Origin of the sequence: Modestobacter caceresii (assembly GCF_000761485.1) — a bacterium.
Classification (GTDB): Bacteria; Actinomycetota; Actinomycetes; order Mycobacteriales; family Geodermatophilaceae; genus Modestobacter; species Modestobacter caceresii.
On sequence record NZ_JPMX01000012.1, the window covers coordinates 1 to 21027 of the forward strand.

The following is a 21027-nucleotide window of genomic DNA, read 5'->3' on the forward strand; positions in this document are numbered from 1 at the left end:
CGCGGGCGCGCGGGAACCGGGTGGGGCGACCGGCGGGCGGACGGGCCGGACAGCCGGCTCCTCGGCCGGCGGGGCGGGTTCCGGGTCCGAGGCCGGTCCGGGCATCGCCGGCTGCCAGCCGGTCGGGAGCACCGGCGGCGAGGGCACGGCGGACGGCTGCGGACGGTCCCGCCACGTACCCCGGGGACCGTGCTCGTCCGAGAGCGTCGGCCGGCCGGGCCGGACCGGACCGTCGTCCCTGGCCGCCCCCGGCTGCCACAGCGGGGTGCCGGCGTCGTCGACCGACTGCTGACGGCCGGTGGCCTCACCGGCCTCGCGTCGATCCGCGCGTCGCCGGCGGACCCCCGTGCCCGAGCGGGCGAGCAGCTCGGCGACGGTCAGCGGCGCGGCCGGGCCCTCGGTACCGGGAGCACCCGGCTCACCCCCCGGGACAGGGGGGACGGCGCCGGTCGGTCGGTCGCCGCGCCGGGGACCGTCGTCGGCCCCGTCCCGCGTCGGCTGATCCGCCACCGGCGTCGACATCCCATCGTCGTTGTCCGCAGTCGCTCGCTGCGTGGTCGTCCTGCGCCCCGGGACGGCCGGAGACCGCCGCCAGCGCGACCGCTCCACGATACGGGCGGTGCGCCACCAGGCCGGCCGGACGCGCGGGCGGCGAACGGATCCCGTCGCGCGGGACCGGGCTCTCGACCGGCAGGCTGACCCGCCGGACCGTAGCGTCTGGCCCGTGAAGTTGCCCTTTCCCGGCCCGTCGGACGTGCTGAACGCCGCCGGGGGCCTGCGCGACGGCGTCGCCGAGGCCCTCGCCCTGCTGCCTCGGGTGGTGGGGGCCCTCAACGAGGGTGAACAGCTGCTGAAGCGCGTCGGGGTGCTGGTCGACCGGATGGAAGGCATCGCCGACCGGGCCGAGGTGGCGGTCGCCGGCATCGACGTCACCCGCGCCCACGCCGACGAGGCAGTCGCCCGCATCGGGGTCACGAACGACGCCGCGGACGCCGCCGTCGCCCGGATCGGCGTCACCAACGACGCCGCGGACGCCGCTGTCGGCAGGATCGGGGCGACGAACGACGCCGCGGACGCCGCCGTCGCGCGCATCGGCGTCACGAACGACGCCGCCGACGCCGCCGTCGCCCGGATCGGCGTCACGAACGACGCCGCGGACGCCGCCGTCGCCCGGATCGGCGTGACCAACGACGCCGCCGACGCCGCCGTCGGCAGGATCGGGGTCACCAACGACGCCGCAGACGCCGCCGTCGCGCGCATCGGCGTGACCAACGACGCCGCCGACGCCGCCGTCGGCAGGATCGGGGTCACCAACGACGCCGCAGACGCCGCCGTCGCCCGCATCGGGGTCACCAACGACGCCGCAGACGGCGCTGTCGGCAGGATCGGGGTCACGAACGACGCCGCAGACGCCGCCGTTGCGCGCATCGGGGTCACCAACGACGCCGCGGACCAGTCCGTCGCCCGGATCGGGGCGACCAACGACGCCGCGGACGAGTCCGTCGCCCGGATCGGCCGGTCCACCGACGCCGCCGATGCGCTGCTCACCGCAGTCGCAGGCGCGGCCGGCGCCGCCGACGGCACGCTGGCCCGTGCGGAGGCGCTGCTCGCGACGATCTGCCCGCTGCTGGAGGACTACCGCCCCGCGTTGAGGACGCTGGCCCCGGTGCTGACCCGGTTCGCCGAGGAGCTGCACACCGACGAGGTCACCGCGATCATCACCCTGGTCGACCGGCTCCCCGACCTCGTGGTGCACCTCGACGAGGACCTGCTCCCGGTGCTGCTGACGCTGAGCGACGTCGCACCGGACGTGCACACCCTGGTGGAGACCGTGCAGGACATGCGCCAAGTGGTGAAGGGGTTCCCGGGGTCGCGGCTGTTCCGTCGCCGCGGCGCGGAGGAGATCGCCGAGGAGGAGGCGGCCGAGGCCGACAGCTCGTCCTGAACGCACCGACCGGCGCCGCCCCCAGGGGACGACGCCGGTCGATGGTCGGCCAGGTCGGGGCTCAGGTCTCGGTCGGGTAGCCCAGCGCCCGGACGACGTCCCCGATGCGCTCGAAGACCTGGCCCTCGGGCAGCCGCGACAGCTCCTCGGCGACCACGTCCGGGGCGCGGTGGTCCCGGGCGGCCTCGACCAGCTCCGGGCCGGTGCTGGGGAAATCCGCACGGTCCAGCCAGCGGGCCAACTCCGCCCGGGCCACGACCGCGTTCGCGTCCATGCCCTGCGGGACCCCGCCGACCAACGTGCCGGCCGGGTCGGCGTCGATGTCGGGCTGGTCCTCCCCGACCGGCTCCACCTCGCGCCACTCCTCGGAACGGGTGGCCCGCTCCGCCTTCATCATCCCCTGCACCTCGTGCTCTAGCTCCTCGTCGAGGCGCGGGTTGTGCTTGGTGCTCCGGCTCCCGGTGAAGCCGCCGTCCGACTCGCTCACGTTCTCCTCCTCCGTGCGGGCGCGACCGCGCCGCTCAGTCCTTCTCCAGTGCGCTGGGCTTGTGCACGGCGGTGCCCCCGCTCTTCTCGCTCTCCACCTCGTACTGCGGGTCGTCGGGGCTGGCGCGCACCGTCCGCCCGGCAGCCTCGGTGTCCTCGGTGATCTCGCGCTTCACCGTGCCCTCGGCCGTGCCGCCGTGGCTCTTCCAGCTCACGTGGTCGCCCTTCGAGAACTCCTCCGCCAAGTCAGGCCCCCTTATCGCACCGTCGGTCCGGTGTGCCTGCCCGTGGCGGCACGGGCGCACACATCGGGCGCCGGCGCGCGTCGACCGACTCGCCGCCACCCGACGGCGGTCACCCGTTCGGGGGGTCTCCGTGCGGTCGGTGGTGCCGACGGCAGGATGGTCACGTAGCGTGCTCACTCGACGGGACACACACAACGTCTTCCCTGATCAGTGCGATCAACTGGTCACGTTGGGTGAGGTCCTCGTCCACGATCGCCGGCCCGACTGGCCCCATTCCCCCGGGGCCGGCCGGGCCGGCCCCGTTAGGGTCGGTCCTCGTGGCGACCGAGGAAGTGGCACCGACCGAGGAACCGGCCCCCACGGCAGCCGCGCCCGGCGCCGGGGCGGCCGACCCCGCCGTCCGCCCGGTCGACGTGCTCAGCGTGACCGCCGTGCGCGACGTGACGCCCGCGGTCCGCCGGGTCACCCTCACCGCGCCCGCCGCCGTGGTCGCCGCCTGCGGACCCACGATGTCCCTGCTGGTCCCCCGCGCCGACGACCGCTCCCCGCGCTGGCCGCAGGTGGCCCGCGACGGCCGCATCGTCTGGCCGCAGGGCAGCCACGGCGTCGCCCTGCGCAGCTACACCGCGCGCCGGCAGGACCCGGGCGCCGGTGAGGTCGACGTCGACTTCGTGCTGCACGGGGACGGCCCGGCCGCCTCCTGGGCGGCGGCCGCCACGCCCGGCGCCGTGCTGGGTCTGGCCAGCGCCGCACCCCTGGGCGCCTCCCCCGCCGGCTGGCTGTTGCTGGCCGGCGACGAGACCGCGCTCCCGGCGATCAGCCGGATCCTGGCGGCGGCCGCCCCGGACACCCGCGGCGTGGCCCTGCTCGAGGTGGCCGGCCGACAGGAGGAGCAGCCGCTGACCGCCCCGACCGGGGTCGAGCTGCGCTGGCTGCACCGGGCCGGGACGGCGCCGGAGGCGAGCACCCTGCTGGTCGACGCGGTGGCCGCGCTGCACCGCCCGCCGGGTGAGGACCTCTTCGCCTGGGTGGGCGCCGAGTCGGCCGTCGTCCGCGCCGTGCGCGCCGATCTGCGGGGCCGCTGGGGACTGCGCCGGAGCCAGCACCACGCCATCGGGTACTGGCGCGCCGGCCGGGCGATGTCCCCGGCCGGGTGACCTCCTCGCAGCCCGGACACCCAGGCTCCTCACAGGTGCCGTCCAGGACAGCCGCAGTCGCCGGCGGCATGCTGGGGGGATGACGACGCTGCCGCAGGGTCCATCGGGAGGGGACGTGTCCACCACCGGTTCCAGCTCACCGGCTCCCGGCGCCCAGCGGCCCGAGGCCCGGCTCCTGGTCGTCGACGACGAGCCGAACATCCGTGAACTGCTGTCGGCGAGCCTCCGGTACGCCGGCTTCGAGGTGGCGACGGCGCCGGACGGGCAGCAGGCCCTGTCCGTCGCGGAGCAGTTCCGCCCCGACCTGCTCGTGCTCGACGTGATGATGCCCGGGCTGGACGGCTTCGGCGTCGTCCGCCGGCTGCGCCAGAACGGGTCGCACACCCCCGTGCTGTTCCTGACCGCCCGGGACGCCGCCGACGACAAGGTCACCGGGCTGACCCTGGGCGGGGACGACTACGTCACCAAGCCGTTCAGCCTCGACGAGGTGCTGGCCCGCATCCGGGCGGTGCTGCGCCGCACCCAGAGCGTGCAGCAGGCCACCGAGGCACCGCGGCTGACCTTCGCCGACATCGAGCTCGACGAGGAGTCGCACGAGGTCCTCAAGGCCGGCAAGCTGGTCAGCCTGTCGCCGACGGAGTTCAAGCTGCTCCGCTACCTGATGACCAACGCCGGCCGGGTGCTGTCGAAGGCGCAGATCCTCGACCACGTGTGGAACTACGACTTCAACGGCGAGGCCAACGTGGTCGAGTCCTACATCTCCTACCTGCGCCGCAAGATCGACACCACCGAACCGCGGCTGCTGCACACGTTGCGCGGGGTGGGCTACTCCCTGCGCCTGCCCCGCGGCTCGTGACGGCCACCGCCCCGCGGACGCCGGTGGAGCCGATGACGACCCCCTCGCCCGCGGGTGCGCCGGCGGAGCGCCCGGTCCGGGGCTCCGCGCCCCGCATCCCCCTGCGGGTGACCCTGGTGGCGCTGATGGTGGCCCTGGTCGCGGCGGCGCTGGCCGCCACCGGCTTCGCCGCGACCTCATTGCTGCGCGACTACCTGGTCGAGCAGCAAGACGCCCAGCTGCAGCGGACGCTCGACCAGTGGGCCGCGCAGCCTTTCGCGGTCGTCCAGGCCTGCTCCCGAAGCGACATGCGGTTCCCCACCAACCAGTACGTCGCCTGCCTCCCCTTCGGCGCCGAGGACGGCCCCGCGTCGGTGGTGACCGGCCCCCGGGACGACGACGACCTGCCCGATGTCAGCGCCCTGGACCCGGCGACGATCGACGGGACCAGGATCCTCACCGCCGTGTCGGAGGACGGTCGGACCAGGTGGCGGGTCGGCGCGACCCAGGTACCTGCCACCCCGTTCAGCGACGAGTTCGTCCTGCTCGTGGGACAGGACCTGTCCGCCGATGAGGACGCCCTGAACCGGCTGGTGCGGATCGAGCTGGTCGTCGGCCTGCTGGTCCTCGCGGTGCTCGGCATCGCCGGCCACCTGGTGGTGCGCAACAGCCTGCGACCGCTCGTCGAGGTCGAGCACACGGCCCAGGCGATCGCCGCCGGTGACCTGTCCCGGCGCGTGCCCGACGGCGACGACCGGACCGAGGTCGGCCGGCTGTCGCAGGCGCTCAACGGCATGCTCGGCCGGATCGAGAGCTCCTTCCGCGCCCAGCAGGCCTCGGAGGAGCACGCCGTCGCCTCCGAGGCCCGGATGCGCCGGTTCGTCGCCGACGCCAGCCACGAGCTGCGCACCCCACTGACCTCGATCCGCGGCTTCGCCGAGCTGCACCGCCAGGGGGCGGTCCACGGCCCGGAGGAGACCGGCCGGCTCCTGCAGCGGATCGAGTCCGAGGCGACCCGGATGGGGTTGCTCGTCGAGGACCTGCTGCAGCTGGCCCGGCTGGACCAGCAGCGGCCGCTGGCACGGGGCCCCGTCGACCTGGCCGAGCTGGCCGGCGACGCCGTGCACGACGCCCGCGCCGTCGCCCCCGACCGCTCGCTCAGCCTGCAGCTGGACCCCTCGCTCACCGACGCCCCGGTGGTCCGCGGCGACGAGGCCCGGCTCCGCCAGGTGATCGGGAACCTGGTCACCAACGCGCTGACCCACACCCCCGCAGACACCCGGGTGACCATCCGGGTGGCCGAGGACGGGGCCGAGCCCGGCTGGCTCGTCCTCGCGGTCACCGACGAGGGCCCCGGCCTGGCCCAGGCCGACGCCGACCGGGTGTTCGAGCGGTTCTACCGCGCCGACGCCTCCCGGACCCGGGCCGCAGGGGGCACCGGCCTCGGGCTGTCCATCGTCGCCGCGCTGGTCGAGGCGCACGGCGGCCGGGTCGAGCTGCACACCGCCCCCGGCGAGGGCGCCACCTTCGCCGTCCACCTGCCGCGGTCCGGTCCGCCCGCCCCGCCTGCGGACCAGGCGCCCGGCCCCCTCCTGCCCCGGCCATCGGACCGCCTGGTCTGATCCACGGGTGACGATCGAGGGGACCGCGACCGAGGCCGAGCTGCTGGCAGCCGTCACCGACCTGGGCAGCGCCCTGCGCGAGCTGGTCGGCACCGCGGTGACGACGACGGTCCCGGCTGCCGAGCTGCGGTCGGCGGCCGTCGCCGTCCGGCAGGTCACCGCCCGGTTGTCTGCCGCCCGACGCAGCCGCGACCAGCTGCCGGCGCTCGACGACCCGGGGCAGGCGCGCCGGGTCTTCAACCCGGTCAGCGGCGTCGGGAACCCGCTGGCCCCACCCCTGGTCATCCGGCGCGAGGACGACGCCGTCGTCACCGAGGTGGCACTGGGCCTGGCCTACGAGGGCCCGCCGAGCTACGTGCACGGCGGGATCAGCGCGCTGATGATGGACCAGCTGCTCGGCTCCGCGGCGATCGCGGCCGGGCTCTGGGGGATGACGGTGCGGCTTGAGCTGGACTACCGCCGTCCGGTGCCCCTGGAGACGGCGCTGGTGCTGCGGGCGGCGGTCCGCGAGAGCGCCGGCCGCCGGACCACGGTCTCCGGGACGATCGCGCTGGCCGCGGCCCCGGACCAGCCGCTGGTGGAGGCGCGCGGGGTGTTCGTGACGCCCCGGCCGGAGCAGGCCGCTGCCTACTACTCCGCCATCACCGACGCGTCCGGCCGGCCGACCCCGCCCGGCCGCCCGGGGGACGCGACCGCGGTCGTCGAGCAGCCCGGCGCCACCGGCTGAGCCGACCGGCCGCCGGGCCCGGGGGCGCCATGGCGGACACTGATGCGGGAATCCCCATCACGTCGATGGGGTTGCCCCACTGATCGCGTCGCCGGCCGGCGACGTCTGCCGTCGTCCCCGGGAGCTCGACAGCGTGTCCATCGCCGACCACCGGCTCACCCAGCTGCAGACGCTGGAGGCCGAGTCCGTCCACGTGATCCGCGAGGTGGCAGCCGAGTCCGAGCGGCCGGTGCTGCTGTTCTCCGGCGGCAAGGACTCGATCGTCATGCTCGAGCTCGCCCGCAAGGCGTTCGCACCGGCCCGCATCCCCTTCCCGGTGATGCACATCGACACCGGGCTGAACTTCCCCGAGGTCCTGGAGTTCCGGGACAAGCGGGTCGCCGAGCTGGGCGTGGAGCTGGTGGTCGCCTCGGTGCCCGACGCCATCGCCGCCGGCACGGTGCGTCAGGAGCCCAACGGGTCGCGCAACCGGATCCAGACCCCGGTGCTGCTGGACGCCGTGGAGCAGCACGGCTTCACCGCGCTCTTCGGCGGCGCACGGCGCGACGAGGACAAGGCCCGGGCCAAGGAGCGGATGTTCTCCTTCCGCGACGAGTTCGGCCAGTGGGACCCGAAGAACCAGCGCCCCGAGCTCTGGGACCTCTACAACGGCCGTACCCACCTCGGCGAGTCGATCCGGGTGTTCCCGCTGTCGAACTGGACCGAGTTGGACATCTGGGGTTACGTCCTCCAGGAGGAGATCGCGATCCCGCCGCTGTACCTGGCGCGGGAACGGGACGTCGTCGACCGTCAGGGGATGCTCTACGCGGTCAACGAGTTCATCACGCCCCGGGACGGCGAGCAGGTGCTGCGCGAGAGCGTCCGGTACCGCACCGTCGGCGATGCGAACCTGACTGCGGCCGTCCGCTCGACGGCCACCAGCATCGAGGAGGTCATCGCCGAGATCGCGGTGACCCGGCTGACCGAGCGCGGCGCCACCCGCGGTGACGACAAGGTCAGCGACGCCGCCATGGAGGACCGCAAGAAGGAGGGCTACTTCTGATGGCGGTCCTGATGGCGGCGAGCACGCGCGGCCAACGCGGCCTCCAGCCGCTCGACCTGGGCCTGCCGCCCCTGGACGCGGGCCCGGCGCAGCGACCGCCGCATGCGCCGGCGGCGGTCGACCAGCACCCGGACGACGACGCCCAGGAGCACCAGCCCGGTCAGCCAGCCGACCACCTCGGGCACGCCCGGGCCCAGCGGCGCCCCGAACGCCGCGCCGATCAGCCCGCTGGCCCACTCGGTGACGACGTAGCCGACGACGTAACCCAGCAGCACGACCATCAGCGCGGGCACTGCGGCAGCGAAGACGAACACCGTCACCTCTCCGTGGACGTGGTGCCCAGCGTCCGCCTCCACGGAGCCCCCCGCCAGCGAGACCTCCGACGAGACAGGGAAGAGGCCGCCCGATGACCTCCGCCGAGGCACCCATCGACGTCCACTCCGCCGCCGCCGAGGCAGCCGCGGAGATCGCGCACGCCCGCAAGGACATCTTGCGCATCGCCACCGCCGGCTCCGTCGACGACGGCAAGAGCACGCTGATCGGCCGCCTGCTGTACGACAGCAAGGCCGTGTTCGAGGACCAGTACGCCGCGATCGAGCGGGCCAGCCGGGGCGACTACGTCGACCTGGCGCTGCTCACCGACGGGCTGCGCGCCGAGCGCGAGCAGGGCATCACGATCGACGTCGCCTATCGCTACTTCAGCACCCCGCGGCGCACGTTCATCCTCGCCGACACCCCCGGGCACGTGCAGTACACCCGCAACATGGTCACCGGCGCCTCGACCGCCGACCTGGCGATCGTGCTGGTCGACGCCCGCAAGGGCATGGTCGAACAGAGCCGCCGGCACGCCTTCCTGGCCTCTCTGCTCCGGGTGCCGCACCTGGTGGTCGCGGTGAACAAGATGGACCTGGTCGACTGGTCGGAGGACGTCTTCGAGGGCATCCGCGACGAGTTCACCGCCTTCGCCACCAAGCTCGAGGTCCCCGACCTCACGGTCGTCCCGATCTCCGCGCTGCAGGGCGACAACGTGGTGACCCGGTCCACGAACATGCCCTGGTACGAGGGCACCTCGCTGCTGCACCACTTGGAGCACGTGCACGTGGCCAGCGACCGGAACCTCGTCGACACCCGGTTCCCGGTCCAGTACGTGATCCGGCCGCAGTCCGACGCCTTCCACGACTACCGCGGCTACGCCGGCCGGGTCGGCGCCGGCGTGCTGCGCCCCGGCGACGAGGTGCAGGTGCTGCCCAGCGGGCTGACCACCACGATCACCGCGATCGACGGGCCGAACGGCCCGGTGGAGGCGGCCTTCCCGCCCATGTCGGTGACCGTGCGGCTGGCCGACGACCTCGACGTCTCCCGCGGCGACATGATCTGCCGCCCGCACAACGCCCCGCAGGTCACCCAGGACCTCGACGCGCTGGTCTGCTGGATGGCCGATGCCCCGTTGACCCCGCGGATGCGGCTGGCCGTCAAGCACACCACCCGCACGGTGCGCGCGATGGTCAAGGAGCTGCAGTACCGGCTGGACGTCAACACGCTGCACCGGGAGACCGACGCGACCGGGCTGGGTCTCAACGACATCGGCCGGGTGCGGCTGCGCACCACCCAGCCGCTGTTCGTCGACGACTACCACCGCAACCGGGTGACCGGCCGCTTCATCCTGATCGACGAGGCGACCAACGCCACCGTCGGCGCCGGGATGCTCACCCCCGCCGGCTGATGGCCGCAGGACCCCGTCCTCCCCGGGGCGGGGTCGTGCGGCGGTGACCGACGTCGCCGCACCGCGGGTCCGCTCGCGGGGCGCGGTGCTGCTGCTGGTCGCGGCGATCGTCGTCGTGGCGCTGAACCAGCGACCGGCCGTCGTCGCGGTGGCCCCGCTGCTGGGCGCCCTGCGTGCGGACACCGGCCTGAGCAGCGCGCTGGCCGGCCTGCTGACCGCGCTCCCGGTGCTCTGCTTCGGTGCCTTCGCCCCGCTCGCCCCCCGGCTGGCCCGCCGGATCGGGCTGGAGACGGCGGTGGCCGCCTCGCTCGTGCTGCTGGCCGGTGGCATCGCCCTGCGGCTGCTGCCACCGGTCGCGCTCCTGTACGCCGGCAGCCTGGTGGCCGGCGCGGCGATCGCCATCGCGAACGTGCTGATGCCGGCCTACGTCAAACGGGAGTTCACCCGGCCCGGCGCGGTGATGGGCGCCTACTCAGCGTCGCTGAACATCGGCGCGGCCGCCGCCGCGGGGCTCACCGTGCCGATCGGCGCGGCACTGGGGCTGGAGTGGCGGGTGGCGCTCGCCTTCTGGCTGGTGCTCGCCCTCGCGGCCCTGGCGCTCTGGCTGCCGGTGGCGGGGGTGCGCGGCACCCGGACGGCGCCGCCGCAGGCCGGCTCGTGGTCGCTGCTGCGGCAGCCGCTGGCCCGGCAGGTGACCGCCTACCTCGGCCTGCAGAGCGTGCAGTTCTACTCCTTCGCCGCCTGGCTGCCCACCCTGCTGGCCGACGCCGGGGTGCCGGTCCGGGAAGGTGGGCTGCTGCTGGCGGCCTCCAACGTCACCGGCGCCCTCGGGGCACTGCTGGTGCCGGCAGCGGCCGGGCGGATGCCGGACCAGCGGCCACTGGTGGCCGGCGTGCTGACCGCGTACGCCGTCGGGCTCGGCGGGCTGCTGCTCGCCCCGGCCAGCGGCACGTTGGTCTGGGTGGCCGTGTTCGGCGTGGCCCAGGGCGGCGGGTTCGCCCTGGCGCTGACGCTCATCGTGCTGCGCAGCCCGAGCCCGCTGGTGGCCGCCCGGCTGGGTGGCGTGGCCCAGTGCCTGGGGTACCTGGTCGCCTCGACCGGGCCGGTGGTGCTGGGGGCGCTGCACGACGCCACGACCGGGTGGACCTGGCCCCTGGTGCTGCTGATCGCGCTGCTGGCCCCGATGGTCTGGGCCGGCTGGGGTGCCGCGCGCGACGCCGTCCTGGACCCGGGAGGGGCGAGGACGGCGTCGCGGCCGGACTAGGCCGTCGGGTCGGTCGCGGCGTCCGGCTGCGGGGCGTCCGCGGCCTCGCCGTTCCAGTCCCTGCCGGCCTCGTCGGCGTTCTCGGAGGCGCTGTCGGTCTGCCCGGCGACGGTCTCCACCATCTCCTCGTCGGACAGGCCCTGTCCGGCGGGCTCGGTGTGGCTGGTCGGCTCACTCATGCGACGACTCCTTCGTCTGACGGTCGCGGTCCCCCGGACCGTCCCCGTCCCGCCGGGGCGGCAAACCAGCGGCGGTCAGGGCTCGGCGGGCTCCCCAACGCCGGCGGGCGACAGCTCGAACCACACGCGCTTGCCGCCGCGGTGCTCCTCGCACCCCCAGCGGTCCGCGACGGCAGCGACCAGTTGCATCCCCCGGCCCCGCTCCTCGGTGTGCGACATCTCCCTGATCACCGGCACCACCGCGGAGCCGTCCAGCACACCGACCCGCAGCCAGGCACCGGCCAGGCTGAGCTCCAGCGTCAGCACGTCACCGCCGGCGTGGTCCACGACGTTGGCCACCAGCTCGGTGACCAGCAGCTCCGCGTCCTCCGGGTCCTGCGGTGCGCGCCAGGTGCGCAACACGTCGCGGACGAGACGCCGGGCCAGCGGGACGCTGCTCGCCCGGGGCGGCAGGTCGATGCTCGCGGTGAAGGAGGACACGGGTCTCATCTCGGCAGGCAGAGCTCCGGTTGTACGCAACCGGCAGGTGCACCACCATCCCATCGAGCACGCCGAAACGCAATGCCCATTGCATGTCATGGTCGTTGCATGCAATAACCGTTCAGTCCAGTAGTGTGCAACTGAACTGATGGGCCGAACGGTCCGTACCGATGCCCGAGGAGGTGATGGCGTGACCGAGACCGGCGGACCGTTCGAGGACGACGCCACCCGCGCCTTGCGCACCCTGCTCACCGAGCTGGACGCCTGCACCGCCCAGCTGGAGCAGGCGAAGGCGCGGGCCGAGGCGCTCCTCGCGGCCCGGGCGTCCGGCCTGCCCTGGCAGGACGTCGTCGGCTCGGAGGCGCGTCCGCTGATCGTGGAGCGGATCAGCACCGTGCTCGGCGCCCTCTCCACCGCCGGGCACGCCTGGCGGCGGGAGCAGGCGGCCGCCCTGCAGGCCGAGGACGTGAGCATCAACCGGATCGCCGCGATGTTCGGCGTGACCCGCCAACGGATCTCCGCCCTGCTCCGCGAGGCCAACGACCCCGCCTGACCCCCACGGCCCCACGGGCCGTTCGGCCCCGCTGCAGGGGCCCGCGCCGAGCTTGCGAGGCGTGGGGGGAACGGCCCCGTCCAGAGGCTCGCTCCGAGCTCGCGAGGAGTGAGGAGGACGGGGTCCTTCCACCTTCGTCAGGCGCTGATGGCGTCGATCGCCTTGTAGACCCGCTGTTCGGAGATCGGCCGGGGGGTGCCGACGGTCTGCGCGAACAGCCCCACCCGGAGCTCCTCGATCATCCAGCGCACCCGGGTGACCGGGTCGTCGGGCGCCCCGGTCGGCGGCGCGGCCGCACGCAGCTGCGCGTACTCGGCCGTCACCGCGGCGACCTGCGCCGTCCACAGTTCGTCGCGGGCGGCGTTCGCCGGCAGCTTCTCCAGCCGGTGGGCCATGGCCGTCAGGTACCGCACGAGGTCCGGCAGCCGGCGCCGGCCGGCGGTGGCGACGAACCCGCGGTGCAGCAGCCCGCCCATCTGGGCGCGCAGGTCGGCGATCGCCGCCTCCGGCACCCGGCGTCCGGGTGCGGCACCGATGGCGATGGCGACCTCGCGCGCCTGGGTCAGCACCGCCTCCACCCGGCGGACGGCATCGGAGGTCAGCGGCAGCAGCTGCTCCCGCGCCGAGGCGACCAGCGCGGTGAACGCCGCCTCGGTGCGCGGCGGGCCGCCGCCCGCGGCGATGAGCTCGTCGGCCGCCGCGTCCACGCAGTCGGCCACCAGGTCGGGGATCTCGCCGTCCGGGTTGAACTGCAGCGCCAGCCGGCTGCGCGGGCCCAGCCCCTTGACCACCTGCTTGACCGGTGCCCCGGCGACCAGCACCAGCAGCCGCCGCGCGCCGCGCCAGCCCAGCCGGATCGCCTCGGCCTGGGTGGCCACCACCCGGACGCCGACCGTCGCGCCCTCGTCGACCAGCGCCGGGTACGCGGTGACCACGTGGCCGCCGCGCTGCACCTCCACGGTCGCCGGCAGGTCCCCGAAGGTCCAGCTGGTCTGGCCGGTGCGCTCGTAGGTGGAGGCCGCCCGCGCCAGGCTGGCCCGGGCGTGCGGTGCCACCTCGGCGCGCAGCGCGGTCAGGTCCTTGCCCTGGGCCAGCGGACGCTGCTGGTCGTCGAGCACCCGGAAGGTCGCCCGCAGGTGGGCGGGCACCTCGGCCGGCTGCCAGGCGTCGGGCGGGATGACGACCGAGGTGGCCCGGCGCAGTTCGCGCTCCAGCGCCGGCAGCAGCGGCTCGGTGGGGTCGATGTGCGGCAGCACCTCACGCACCCGGTCGGGGATGGGCACGAGGCCGCGGCGCAGCTGCTTGGGCAGGGAGCGCAGCAGCTCGGTGACCAGCTCCGCCCGCTGCCCGGGCACGGTGAACGCCAACGACTCCCCGGAGGTCGCGGCCAGGGTGTCCAGGACGCCCAGCGGGACGTCGACGGTGACGCCGTCCTCGGCCGCTCCCGGGGCGAACGCGTAGGACAGCGGCAGGGTCAGCCCCTGGGTCAGCCGCACCTCGTCCGGGTAGTCCTCGGCCTGCACCTGCCCGGCGGCCGCGGCGTTGGTGAGCATCTCCGGGGTGAAGGTCAGCAGGTCCGGCTGGGTCCGCCGGGCCTCCTTCCACCAGCGGTCGAAGTGCCGGGTCGAGACGACGTCGGCGGGCACCCGGGCGTCGTAGAGCTCGAACACCGTCTCGTCGTCCACCCGGATGTCCCGGCGGCGAGCCCGCTCCTCCAGCTCGGCGACCCGCTCGATCGCGGCCTGGTTCGCCGCCCAGAACCTGTGGTGCGTCGTCCACTCGCCCTGCACCAGGGCGTGCCGGATGAACAGCTCGCGGGAGACGACCGGGTCGATCGAGCCGTACTGCACCCGCCGGCCCACCACCAGCGGCAGGCCGTAGAGGGTGACCCGCTCGGTGGCGACGACCGAGCCGCGCTTCGCGTCCCACCGCGGCTCGCTGTGCTGCCGGTTCACCAGGTGGTCGGCCAGCCGCTCGACCACCTCCGGCTCCACCCGGGCCACGGTGCGGGCGAAGAGCCGGCTGGTCTCGACCAGCTCGGCGGCGACCACCCAGCGCGGCGGCTTCTTGGCCAGCGGCGTGCCCGGGGCGATCACGAACCGGGTGTTGCGGGTGCCTAGGTACTCCCGGCCCGGCCGGCCGGGCTTGCCGCTGCGGTCCTTGACCGGCTCGGCCTGCATCCCGACCTGGGAGAGCAGCCCGGCCAGCAGCGACGCGGTGACACCACGCTCGTCGGGCGCCGGGGCCAGCGAGCCGGTGGTCATGCCCAGCCGGCGGGCGGTGCTGCGCAGCTGACCGTGCAGGTCCTGCCACTCCCGGATCCGCAGGTAGTGCAGGAACTCCTTCTTCACGGTCCGCCGGAACTGGTTGCCGGACAGCACCTCGGCCCGCTCCGCCAGGTAGCTCCACAGGTTCAGCAGGGCGAGGAAGTCGGAGTTCTCGTCGGCGAACCGCTTGTGCAGCTCGTCGGCGGCCTGTTGGTGTTCGGCCGGGCGCTCCCGCACGTCCTGCACGGTGAGGCCGGCGGCGATGACCAGCACCTCCTCCAGCACCCCGCGCCGGTCGGCCTCCACGACCATCCGGGCGATCCGGGGGTCCAGCGGCAGGGCGGCCAGCGCCCGCCCGGTCTCGGTGAGCTTCCCGTCGCCGTCGAGGGCGCCGAGCTCCTGCAGCAGGGCGAGACCGTCGGCGACCGCCCGGCGGTCCGGGGGGTCGATGAACGGGAAGTCGGCGATGTCGCCCAGGTCGAGCGAGGCCATCTGCAGCAGCACCGAGGCCAGGTTGGTGCGCAGGATCTCCGGGTCGGTGTACTCCGGCCGTGCGTCGAAGTCGTCCTCGGTGTACAGCCGGATCGCGATGCCCTCGCTGGTGCGCCCGCACCGGCCGGAGCGCTGCCGGGCCGAGGCCTGGCTGACCGACTCGATCGGCAGCCGCTGCACCTTCGTCCGATGGCTGTACCGGGAGATCCGCGCGGTGCCCGGGTCGACGACGTACTTGATGCCCGGCACCGTCAGTGACGTCTCGGCGACGTTGGTGGCCAGCACGATCCGGCGGCCGGTGTGCGCCTGGAAGACCTTGTGCTGGTCTGCGGCCGACAGCCGCGAGTAGAGCGGCAGGACGTCGATGGGCGTGCCGTTGCGCTCCGTCGTCCCACCCAGCGCCTCGGCGGTGTCCCGGATCTCGCGCTCACCGGCCAGGAAGACCAGCACGTCGCCCGGCCCCTCGGCGACCAGCTCGGCGCAGGCGTCGACGATCGCCGAGACCTGGTCCCGGTCCGGGTCGGCCTCGGGGTCGTCGGGGTCGATCACCGGCCGGTAGCGCACCTCGACCGGGTACGTCCGCCCGCTGACCTCGACGACGGGGACCTGCGCGCCGTCGGTCGAGAAGTGCTTGGCGATCCGGTCGACGTCGATGGTCGCCGAGGTGATGACCAGCTTCAGGTCCGGACGGCGGGGCAGCAGCCTGGCCAGGTAGCCCAGCAGGAAGTCGATGTTGAGGCTCCGCTCGTGGGCCTCGTCGATGATGATCGTGTCGTACTGGCGCAGCATCCGGTCGCGCTGCACCTCGGCCAGCAGGACGCCGTCGGTCATCAGCTTGACCAGCGTCTTGTCCCCGACCTCGTCGGTGAACCGGACCTTCCAGCCGACGGTCTCGCCCAGCGGGGAGCCGATCTCCTCGGCGATCCGCTCGGCCACCGTGCGGGCGGCCAGCCGCCGCGGCTGGGTGTGCCCGATCCGGCCGCGCACCCCGCGGCCCAGCTCGAGCAGGATCTTCGGCAGCTGGGTGGTCTTGCCCGAGCCGGTCTCGCCGGCCACCACGACCACCTGGGCGTCGCGCAGCGCGGCGGCGATGTCCTCGCGGCGCTGGCTGACCGGCAGCTCCTCCGGGTAGCTGACCACCGGGACGGCGGCGCGACGGCGGGCGATGCGCTCCTCGGCGGCGGCGACGTCCGCGGCGATCTGCTCGTGCTGGCGGGCGCGGGCGGCCGGGTCCTTGGTGCGCCGGATGCCGTCGAGCCGTCGGCGGAGCCGGTGCTCGTCGGCGAGGGTGAGTGCGGACAGCCGGGACCGGAGGTCGTCGTGCGGGGTGGTCACGGGGTGCTCGCAGTTCCTTGGAGAGGGGGGACGACCACCCAGGGTCTCACCTCCCCGGCCATGGTCGCAGGCGTCACACTCCGTGCAGCGTGCAACTGGTTGCGTGTATCGCGCAACGGATTGTACGGTGCAACGGTTCCTCCGGCGCACCGTCGCGCTGGGCAGACGCACCGCGATCCCCCGGAGCAGTGATGACCGACCTCGCCCGCCACCCGGAACAGAGGGTGGCCCTCGGCGACGAGCTCGGCCGCCTGATGCGGGTGATGCACGCGCTCAAAGCCCTGGCCACCGACGACTCCGGCCCCGACGCCCGGGAGCGGGCGGCGCACGTGCTGCTGTTCCCACTGACCCGCTCGGGCCCGCTCCGGCAGGGCGCGCTCGCCGAGATGGTGCACGCCGACCCCTCGACGGTCAGCCGGCACGTCACCCTGCTCGTCGACCAGGGGCTGGTGCGCCGGGTCGCCGACGAGCGGGACGGCCGGGCCAGCCGGCTCATCGTGACCCCCGCCGGCGAGGCCGCTCTGGAGCGGCTGCGTGAGGAGCGCAACGCCCACCTGGCGCAGGCCACCGCCGGCTGGACCCCGGCCGAGCTCGACTCCTTCACCACCGCGCTGCAGCGGTTCGTCCAGGACCTCACCGACCACCTCCCGACCCCCGGCGCCCCTGCTGGCAGCGCCGGGGACGACCGCGAGGAGAAGAAGGACCGATGACCCAGACCAGCGACCGCGCGACCGGGGCCGACCGCCGGACCGCCCGCGCCGCCGCGGCGGCGCCCGACGCCTCCGGGGTGTTCACCCACCGCCAGATCATGACGATCCTGGGCGGCCTCCTGCTCGGCATGTTCCTCGCCGCGCTGGACCAGACCGTGGTGTCCACGGCGATCCGCACGATCGCCGACGACCTGAACGGCTACGACCTGCAGGCGTGGGCGACCACGGCGTTCCTGATCACCTCGACGATCACCACGCCGCTCTACGGCAAGTTGAGCGACATGTACGGCCGCCGGCCGTTCTACCTGTTCGCGATCGCCGTCTTCGTCATCGGCTCGATGCTCTGCGGTCTGGCCGACACGATGTACCAGCTGGCCGTCTACCGGGCGATCCAGGGCATCGGCGCCGGTGGGCTGATGTCCCTGGCGCTGGCGATCATCGCCGACATCGTGCCGCCGCGGGAGCGCTCGAAGTACCAGGGGTACTTCATGGCCGTCTTCGGCACCTCCAGCGTGCTCGGCCCGGTCATCGGCGGCTTCTTCGCCGGCCAGTCCGCGATCCTGGGCATCACCGGCTGGCGGTGGATCTTCTACGTCAACGTGCCGCTGGGCATCCTCGCGTTCGCCGTCGTCTTCAAGGTGCTGCACCTGCCGCACACCAAGCGCGAGCACCGCATCGACTTCCCCGGCGCCCTGGCCCTGATCACCTTCCTGGTGCCGCTGCTGATCGTCGCCGAGCAGGGCCGCACCTGGGGCTGGGACAGCACCGGCGCGCTGGTCTGCTATGCCCTCTCCGCCGTCGGCTTCGTGCTCTTCGTGCTCGCCGAACGGGTCTACGAGGACGACGCGCTGCTGCCCTTGCGGATGTTCGCCAACCGGACGTTCGCGGTGACCAGCCTCAGCAGCATCGTGCTGGGCGCCGGCATGTTCGGCGGCATCCTGCTGCTGCCCCAGTACCTGCAGATCGTGCTCGGCTCCAGCCCCACCCAGGCCGGGCTGCAGATGATCCCGCTGGTCCTGGGGATCATGGCCGGCTCGATCATCGCCGGTCAGGTCATCGCCCGGACCAGCGTGTACAAGCCGTTCCCCCTGGTCGGCGTGGTCTTCATCGTCACCGCACTGGTGTCGCTGTCCGTCATCGTCGACGCGGACACCTCGGTGTGGGCGATGTTCCCCTTCATGACGCTGATGGGGCTGGGCCTGGGCTTCAACTTCCAGCCGGTCATCCTGGCGGTGCAGAACGCGGTCAGCCCGCGGGAGATCGGCGTCGCCACCTCGTCGGTGACGTTCTTCCGACAGATGGGCGGCACCCTGGGGACGGCGGTCTTCCTCTCCGTGCTGTTCACCCGGCTGCCCACCGACATCGGCAACGAGGTCTCCGCCGCCGCTGCCGCCGACCCGGCACTGGCCCCGCAGCTGCAGGCGGCAGCCGGGAACGCGACCGACCTGTCGGACACCTCCTTCATCCAGGAGCTGCCCAGCGCCGTCGCCCTGCCGTTCAAGGCCGGTTTCGCCGACTCGATCGACATGGTGTTCCTGATCGCCGCCGGCGTGGTCGCGCTGGGCTTCTTCGTGCTGCTCTTCCTGCCCCAGCTGGAGCTGCGGACCCAGTCCGGCATCCAGGCCCAGCAGGCCGGCGCCCGCGAGGTCACCGACGACCCGAACACGGCAGCGGCGCACGCGGCCGGTGTCGCGGCGCCGACGTCGGTCGAGCCGCCGGTCGACGACGCTGACCGCACCGACCGGCGCCTGGACGACGACCGGGTCGGTGCACCGACGTCCGGCGGGGGCCGGCACGAGGCGGCGCCGGACCAGCCGACCGGGCTGGACAGCGTCCCGGCCGACCACCTGCCCGACGGGGCGCGCGACCAGCGCTGACCGCTCCTCGCGGTCAGTGGGTGAGTTTGAGCCCGACGACGCAGCCGACGATCCCGGCCAGCAGCAGCACGCGGACGACGGAGACCGGCTCCTCCCCCGACCACATCGCCCAGCCGGCGGTCAGCGCCGCACCGATGCCGACCCAGACGGCGTACGCGGTGCCGATGGGCAGGCCGCGCATCGCGTAGGCCAGCCCGGCCATGCTCGCGGCGAGGCCGACGGCGAAGACGACGGTCGGCGTCAGCCGGGTGAACCCCTCCGACCGGCCGAGGGCGGTGGCCCAGACGGCCTCGAGCACGCCGGAGACGACGAGGACGAGCCAGTACACCGGGGCCTCCTGGTACACCGTCTTGTCGCTGTCCGGGTACGGCGTGCTCGTCCGGGAGCCCGGTGCCGGGCTCGTCCCCAGCCTGACACGGCCGGGGACGGGCTCGTCAGCCGCCGGGGGTGAAGACGGCCCGCACGCAGCCGTCCTCCTTGTCCTTGAACATCTGGTAGCCGCGGGGCGCCTCGCTCAGCGGCAGCACGTGGGTGGCCAGGTGCTCGGTGGTCAGCTCGCCCCGCTCCATCCGCTCGAGCAGCTCGGGGATGTAGCGCTGGGCGTGCACCTGTGCCCCGCGGAGGGTGATGCCCTTGTTCATCAACGCCCCCAGCGGGAACTTGTCCACCATCGCGGCGAAGACCCCGAGGGTGAAGATGCTCCCGCCCTTGCGGCAGGCCATGACCGCCTCACGGAGGGCGGTGGGCCGGTCGGTCTGCAGCCGCAGCTGCTGCTTGACCTGGTCGTAGACGCCCGCGGCGCCGGAGCTGTGCGCCTCCATGCCGACCGCCTCGATGCAGACGTCGGGCCCGCGGCCACCGGTCCGCTCGCGCAGCTCGGCGAGGACGTCGGTGCTCGAGTAGTCGATGGTCTCCGCGCCCACGTGCTCGCGGACCTGCTGCAACCGCTCGGCGAAGCGGTCGACGACGACCACCTGCTCCGCGCCGAGCAGCATCGCGGCCCGGGCCGCCATCTGGCCGACGCCGCCGGCGCCCCACACGGCCACGACGTCGCCGGGCTCCGTGCCGGCCAGGTCGGCGCCCATCCAGCCGGTCGAGGCCGCGTCGGAGGCGAACAGCGCCCGGGTGTCGGAGATGCCCTCGGGGACGACGAAGGTGCCGACGTCGGCGTAGGGCACGCGGATGTACTCCGCGTGGCTGCCGGCGTAGCCGCCCATGGCGTGGGAGTAGCCGAGGCAGCCGCCGGGGCTCTGCCCCCACAGGCCCTCGGTGATCCCGGGGTTCGCGTTGCCGTTGTCGCAGAGGGAGTACTGCTCCTGCTCGCAGTACCAGCAGTTCCCGCAGGCGGCGAACGGAGCGCCGACCACGCGGTCGCCGACCTTGCGGTGCCGCACCGCTGACCCGACCTCGACGATCTCGCCGATGAACTCGTGGCCCAGCACGTCGCCGGCCCGCATGAAGGGGATGTAGCCGCCCAGCAGGTGCAGGTCCGACCCGCAGGTGACCGACTGCGTGACCTTCAGGATCACGTCGTGGTCGTTGAGCAGCTGTGGCTCGGGCACCTCCTCGACGGAGACCTCGTTCACGCCGGTCCAGGTCGCGGCCTTCACAGCACGCCCTCCTTCGGTGCTCGCTCGACCATCCCGTCGAGGGCCTCCCCCTGCGGGGTCTGCTTGCGGTGACCGTGCGGCTGCGGCTCGTTCCGCAGCACCTCACCGGTCTCGATCCGCTGCTTGGCCTCGCGCAGCGCCGACCGCAGCTCGCCGAGGTCGTCCTCGCCGACGGGTTCGCGGAAACGGGCGGCCAGCTCGGCCCCGCGGTCTCCCGGGGCCGGGGTCACCCGGATCTCCACCCGATCGCCGAACCTGGTCAGGGGCGCCGGGGTGGCCGAGCGCAGCTGGTCGGGATCGGTCAGCACGGTGACCGCCCGCCAGCGCCGGGCGGCGGTCTGCGGGTCGTCGGTGGCGGAGGCCTGACCGACCCCGGGGAGCCGGACGTGCTGGAGCTGCTTCAGCGCGCCGCTGCCGGCCTCGGAGGCCAGCCCGGCCGCCCGGGCCAGGATGTCTGAAAGGGGCATGGCGCGCGGGT

The 21027-nt window shown here is 74.0% G+C and carries 20 protein-coding genes and 1 riboswitch; of the genes, 11 read left to right on the plus strand and 9 right to left on the minus strand.

Annotated features, from left to right (window positions below; genetic code table 11):
- Positions 1-724 precede the first annotated feature (724 nt).
- Complete coding sequence (locus IN07_RS23780) at positions 725-1945, plus strand: hypothetical protein (RefSeq protein ID WP_156119026.1); 1221 nt, start codon at positions 725-727, stop codon at positions 1943-1945.
- A 61-nt stretch (positions 1946-2006) separates the two neighbouring features.
- On the opposite strand, the gene IN07_RS04015 is transcribed toward IN07_RS23780, so the two are convergent.
- Positions 2007-2432 carry a DUF2795 domain-containing protein gene (locus IN07_RS04015; RefSeq protein ID WP_036333856.1) on the minus strand — a complete coding sequence of 142 codons (426 nt, stop codon included), beginning with the start codon at positions 2430-2432 and terminating at the stop codon, positions 2007-2009.
- Between the two features lie 34 nt (positions 2433-2466).
- Positions 2467-2676 carry a hypervirulence associated TUDOR domain-containing protein gene (locus IN07_RS04020; protein ID WP_052090735.1) on the minus strand — a complete coding sequence of 70 codons (210 nt, stop codon included), beginning with the start codon at positions 2674-2676 and terminating at the stop codon, positions 2467-2469.
- A 317-nt stretch (positions 2677-2993) separates the two neighbouring features.
- Here IN07_RS04020 and IN07_RS04025 point away from each other — a divergent pair, with 317 nt between their 5' ends.
- The 5 genes from IN07_RS04025 (at position 2994) to cysD (ending at position 8059) form a co-directional block, all read left to right on the plus strand.
- Entirely contained in the window at positions 2994-3833 is an 840-nt protein-coding gene (locus tag IN07_RS04025; RefSeq protein WP_231557983.1) for a siderophore-interacting protein, read from the plus strand.
- A 115-nt stretch (positions 3834-3948) separates the two neighbouring features.
- Entirely contained in the window at positions 3949-4689 is a 741-nt protein-coding gene (locus IN07_RS04030) for a response regulator transcription factor (protein ID WP_052090737.1), read from the plus strand.
- A 32-nt stretch (positions 4690-4721) separates the two neighbouring features.
- Positions 4722-6290, plus strand: coding sequence for a sensor histidine kinase (locus IN07_RS04035; protein ID WP_052090755.1), 1569 nt, complete (start codon positions 4722-4724; stop codon positions 6288-6290).
- Positions 6291-6297: 7 nt separating this feature from the next.
- Entirely contained in the window at positions 6298-7017 is a 720-nt protein-coding gene (locus IN07_RS04040) for a PaaI family thioesterase (RefSeq protein WP_036333857.1), read from the plus strand.
- A gap of 133 nt (positions 7018-7150) precedes the next feature.
- A complete protein-coding gene (cysD, locus tag IN07_RS04045) occupies positions 7151-8059 on the plus strand; it encodes a sulfate adenylyltransferase subunit CysD (RefSeq protein WP_036333858.1) in 909 nt (302 codons plus the stop codon).
- Here cysD and IN07_RS04050 read toward each other — a convergent pair.
- On the minus strand, positions 8050-8373 hold the full coding sequence (locus IN07_RS04050) for a hypothetical protein (protein ID WP_231557984.1): 324 nt from the start codon (positions 8371-8373) through the stop codon (positions 8050-8052). The genes cysD and IN07_RS04050 overlap by 10 nt on opposite strands.
- A gap of 92 nt (positions 8374-8465) precedes the next feature.
- Between IN07_RS04050 and IN07_RS04055 the strand changes: the two genes are divergently transcribed.
- Both IN07_RS04055 and IN07_RS04060 read left to right on the plus strand, forming a co-directional pair.
- Positions 8466-9782: a sulfate adenylyltransferase subunit 1 gene (locus IN07_RS04055; protein ID WP_052090739.1), complete on the plus strand. Its 1317-nt coding sequence runs from the start codon at positions 8466-8468 to the stop codon at positions 9780-9782.
- A 43-nt stretch (positions 9783-9825) separates the two neighbouring features.
- Complete coding sequence (locus IN07_RS04060; protein WP_052090741.1) at positions 9826-11046, plus strand: CynX/NimT family MFS transporter; 1221 nt, start codon at positions 9826-9828, stop codon at positions 11044-11046.
- Here the strand turns inward: IN07_RS04060 and IN07_RS04065 are convergent.
- Both IN07_RS04065 and IN07_RS04070 read right to left on the minus strand, forming a co-directional pair.
- On the minus strand, positions 11043-11225 hold the full coding sequence (locus IN07_RS04065; protein WP_036333859.1) for a hypothetical protein: 183 nt from the start codon (positions 11223-11225) through the stop codon (positions 11043-11045). The two genes, IN07_RS04060 and IN07_RS04065, sit on opposite strands and share 4 nt — an antisense overlap.
- 75 nt (positions 11226-11300) lie before the next feature.
- Positions 11301-11705: an ATP-binding protein gene (locus tag IN07_RS04070; RefSeq protein WP_052090743.1), complete on the minus strand. Its 405-nt coding sequence runs from the start codon at positions 11703-11705 to the stop codon at positions 11301-11303.
- Between the two features lie 190 nt (positions 11706-11895).
- Here IN07_RS04070 and IN07_RS04075 point away from each other — a divergent pair, with 190 nt between their 5' ends.
- Positions 11896-12258, plus strand: coding sequence for a hypothetical protein (locus tag IN07_RS04075; RefSeq protein WP_036333861.1), 363 nt, complete (start codon positions 11896-11898; stop codon positions 12256-12258).
- 137 nt (positions 12259-12395) lie between these two features.
- On the opposite strand, the gene hrpA is transcribed toward IN07_RS04075, so the two are convergent.
- Positions 12396-16352 (minus strand): ATP-dependent RNA helicase HrpA, encoded by a 3957-nt coding sequence (gene hrpA / locus IN07_RS04080; RefSeq protein ID WP_036333862.1) that lies wholly within the window; start codon positions 16350-16352, stop codon positions 12396-12398.
- 191 nt (positions 16353-16543) lie between these two features.
- Here hrpA and IN07_RS04085 point away from each other — a divergent pair, with 191 nt between their 5' ends.
- Together IN07_RS04085 and IN07_RS04090 are read left to right on the plus strand one after the other, a co-directional pair.
- A complete protein-coding gene (locus IN07_RS04085; RefSeq protein WP_036333863.1) occupies positions 16544-17062 on the plus strand; it encodes a MarR family winged helix-turn-helix transcriptional regulator in 519 nt (172 codons plus the stop codon).
- Positions 17059-18939 (plus strand): MDR family MFS transporter, encoded by a 1881-nt coding sequence (locus IN07_RS04090; RefSeq protein ID WP_036333864.1) that lies wholly within the window; start codon positions 17059-17061, stop codon positions 18937-18939. Before IN07_RS04085 ends, IN07_RS04090 begins: the two co-directional genes overlap by 4 nt.
- A 13-nt stretch (positions 18940-18952) precedes the next feature.
- On the opposite strand, the gene IN07_RS04095 is transcribed toward IN07_RS04090, so the two are convergent.
- From IN07_RS04095 to IN07_RS04105, 3 genes are all read right to left on the minus strand, one after another.
- Entirely contained in the window at positions 18953-19267 is a 315-nt protein-coding gene (locus IN07_RS04095; RefSeq protein ID WP_036333894.1) for a DMT family transporter, read from the minus strand.
- 11 nt (positions 19268-19278) lie between these two features.
- Positions 19279-19343: riboswitch (guanidine-III (ykkC-III) riboswitch) on the minus strand.
- A gap of 30 nt (positions 19344-19373) precedes the next feature.
- Positions 19374-20549 carry a zinc-dependent alcohol dehydrogenase gene (locus IN07_RS04100; RefSeq protein WP_036333865.1) on the minus strand — a complete coding sequence of 392 codons (1176 nt, stop codon included), beginning with the start codon at positions 20547-20549 and terminating at the stop codon, positions 19374-19376.
- A complete protein-coding gene (locus tag IN07_RS04105; protein WP_036333866.1) occupies positions 20546-21016 on the minus strand; it encodes a hypothetical protein in 471 nt (156 codons plus the stop codon). Before IN07_RS04105 ends, IN07_RS04100 begins: the two co-directional genes overlap by 4 nt.
- Between the last annotated feature and the right edge of the window lie 11 nt (positions 21017-21027).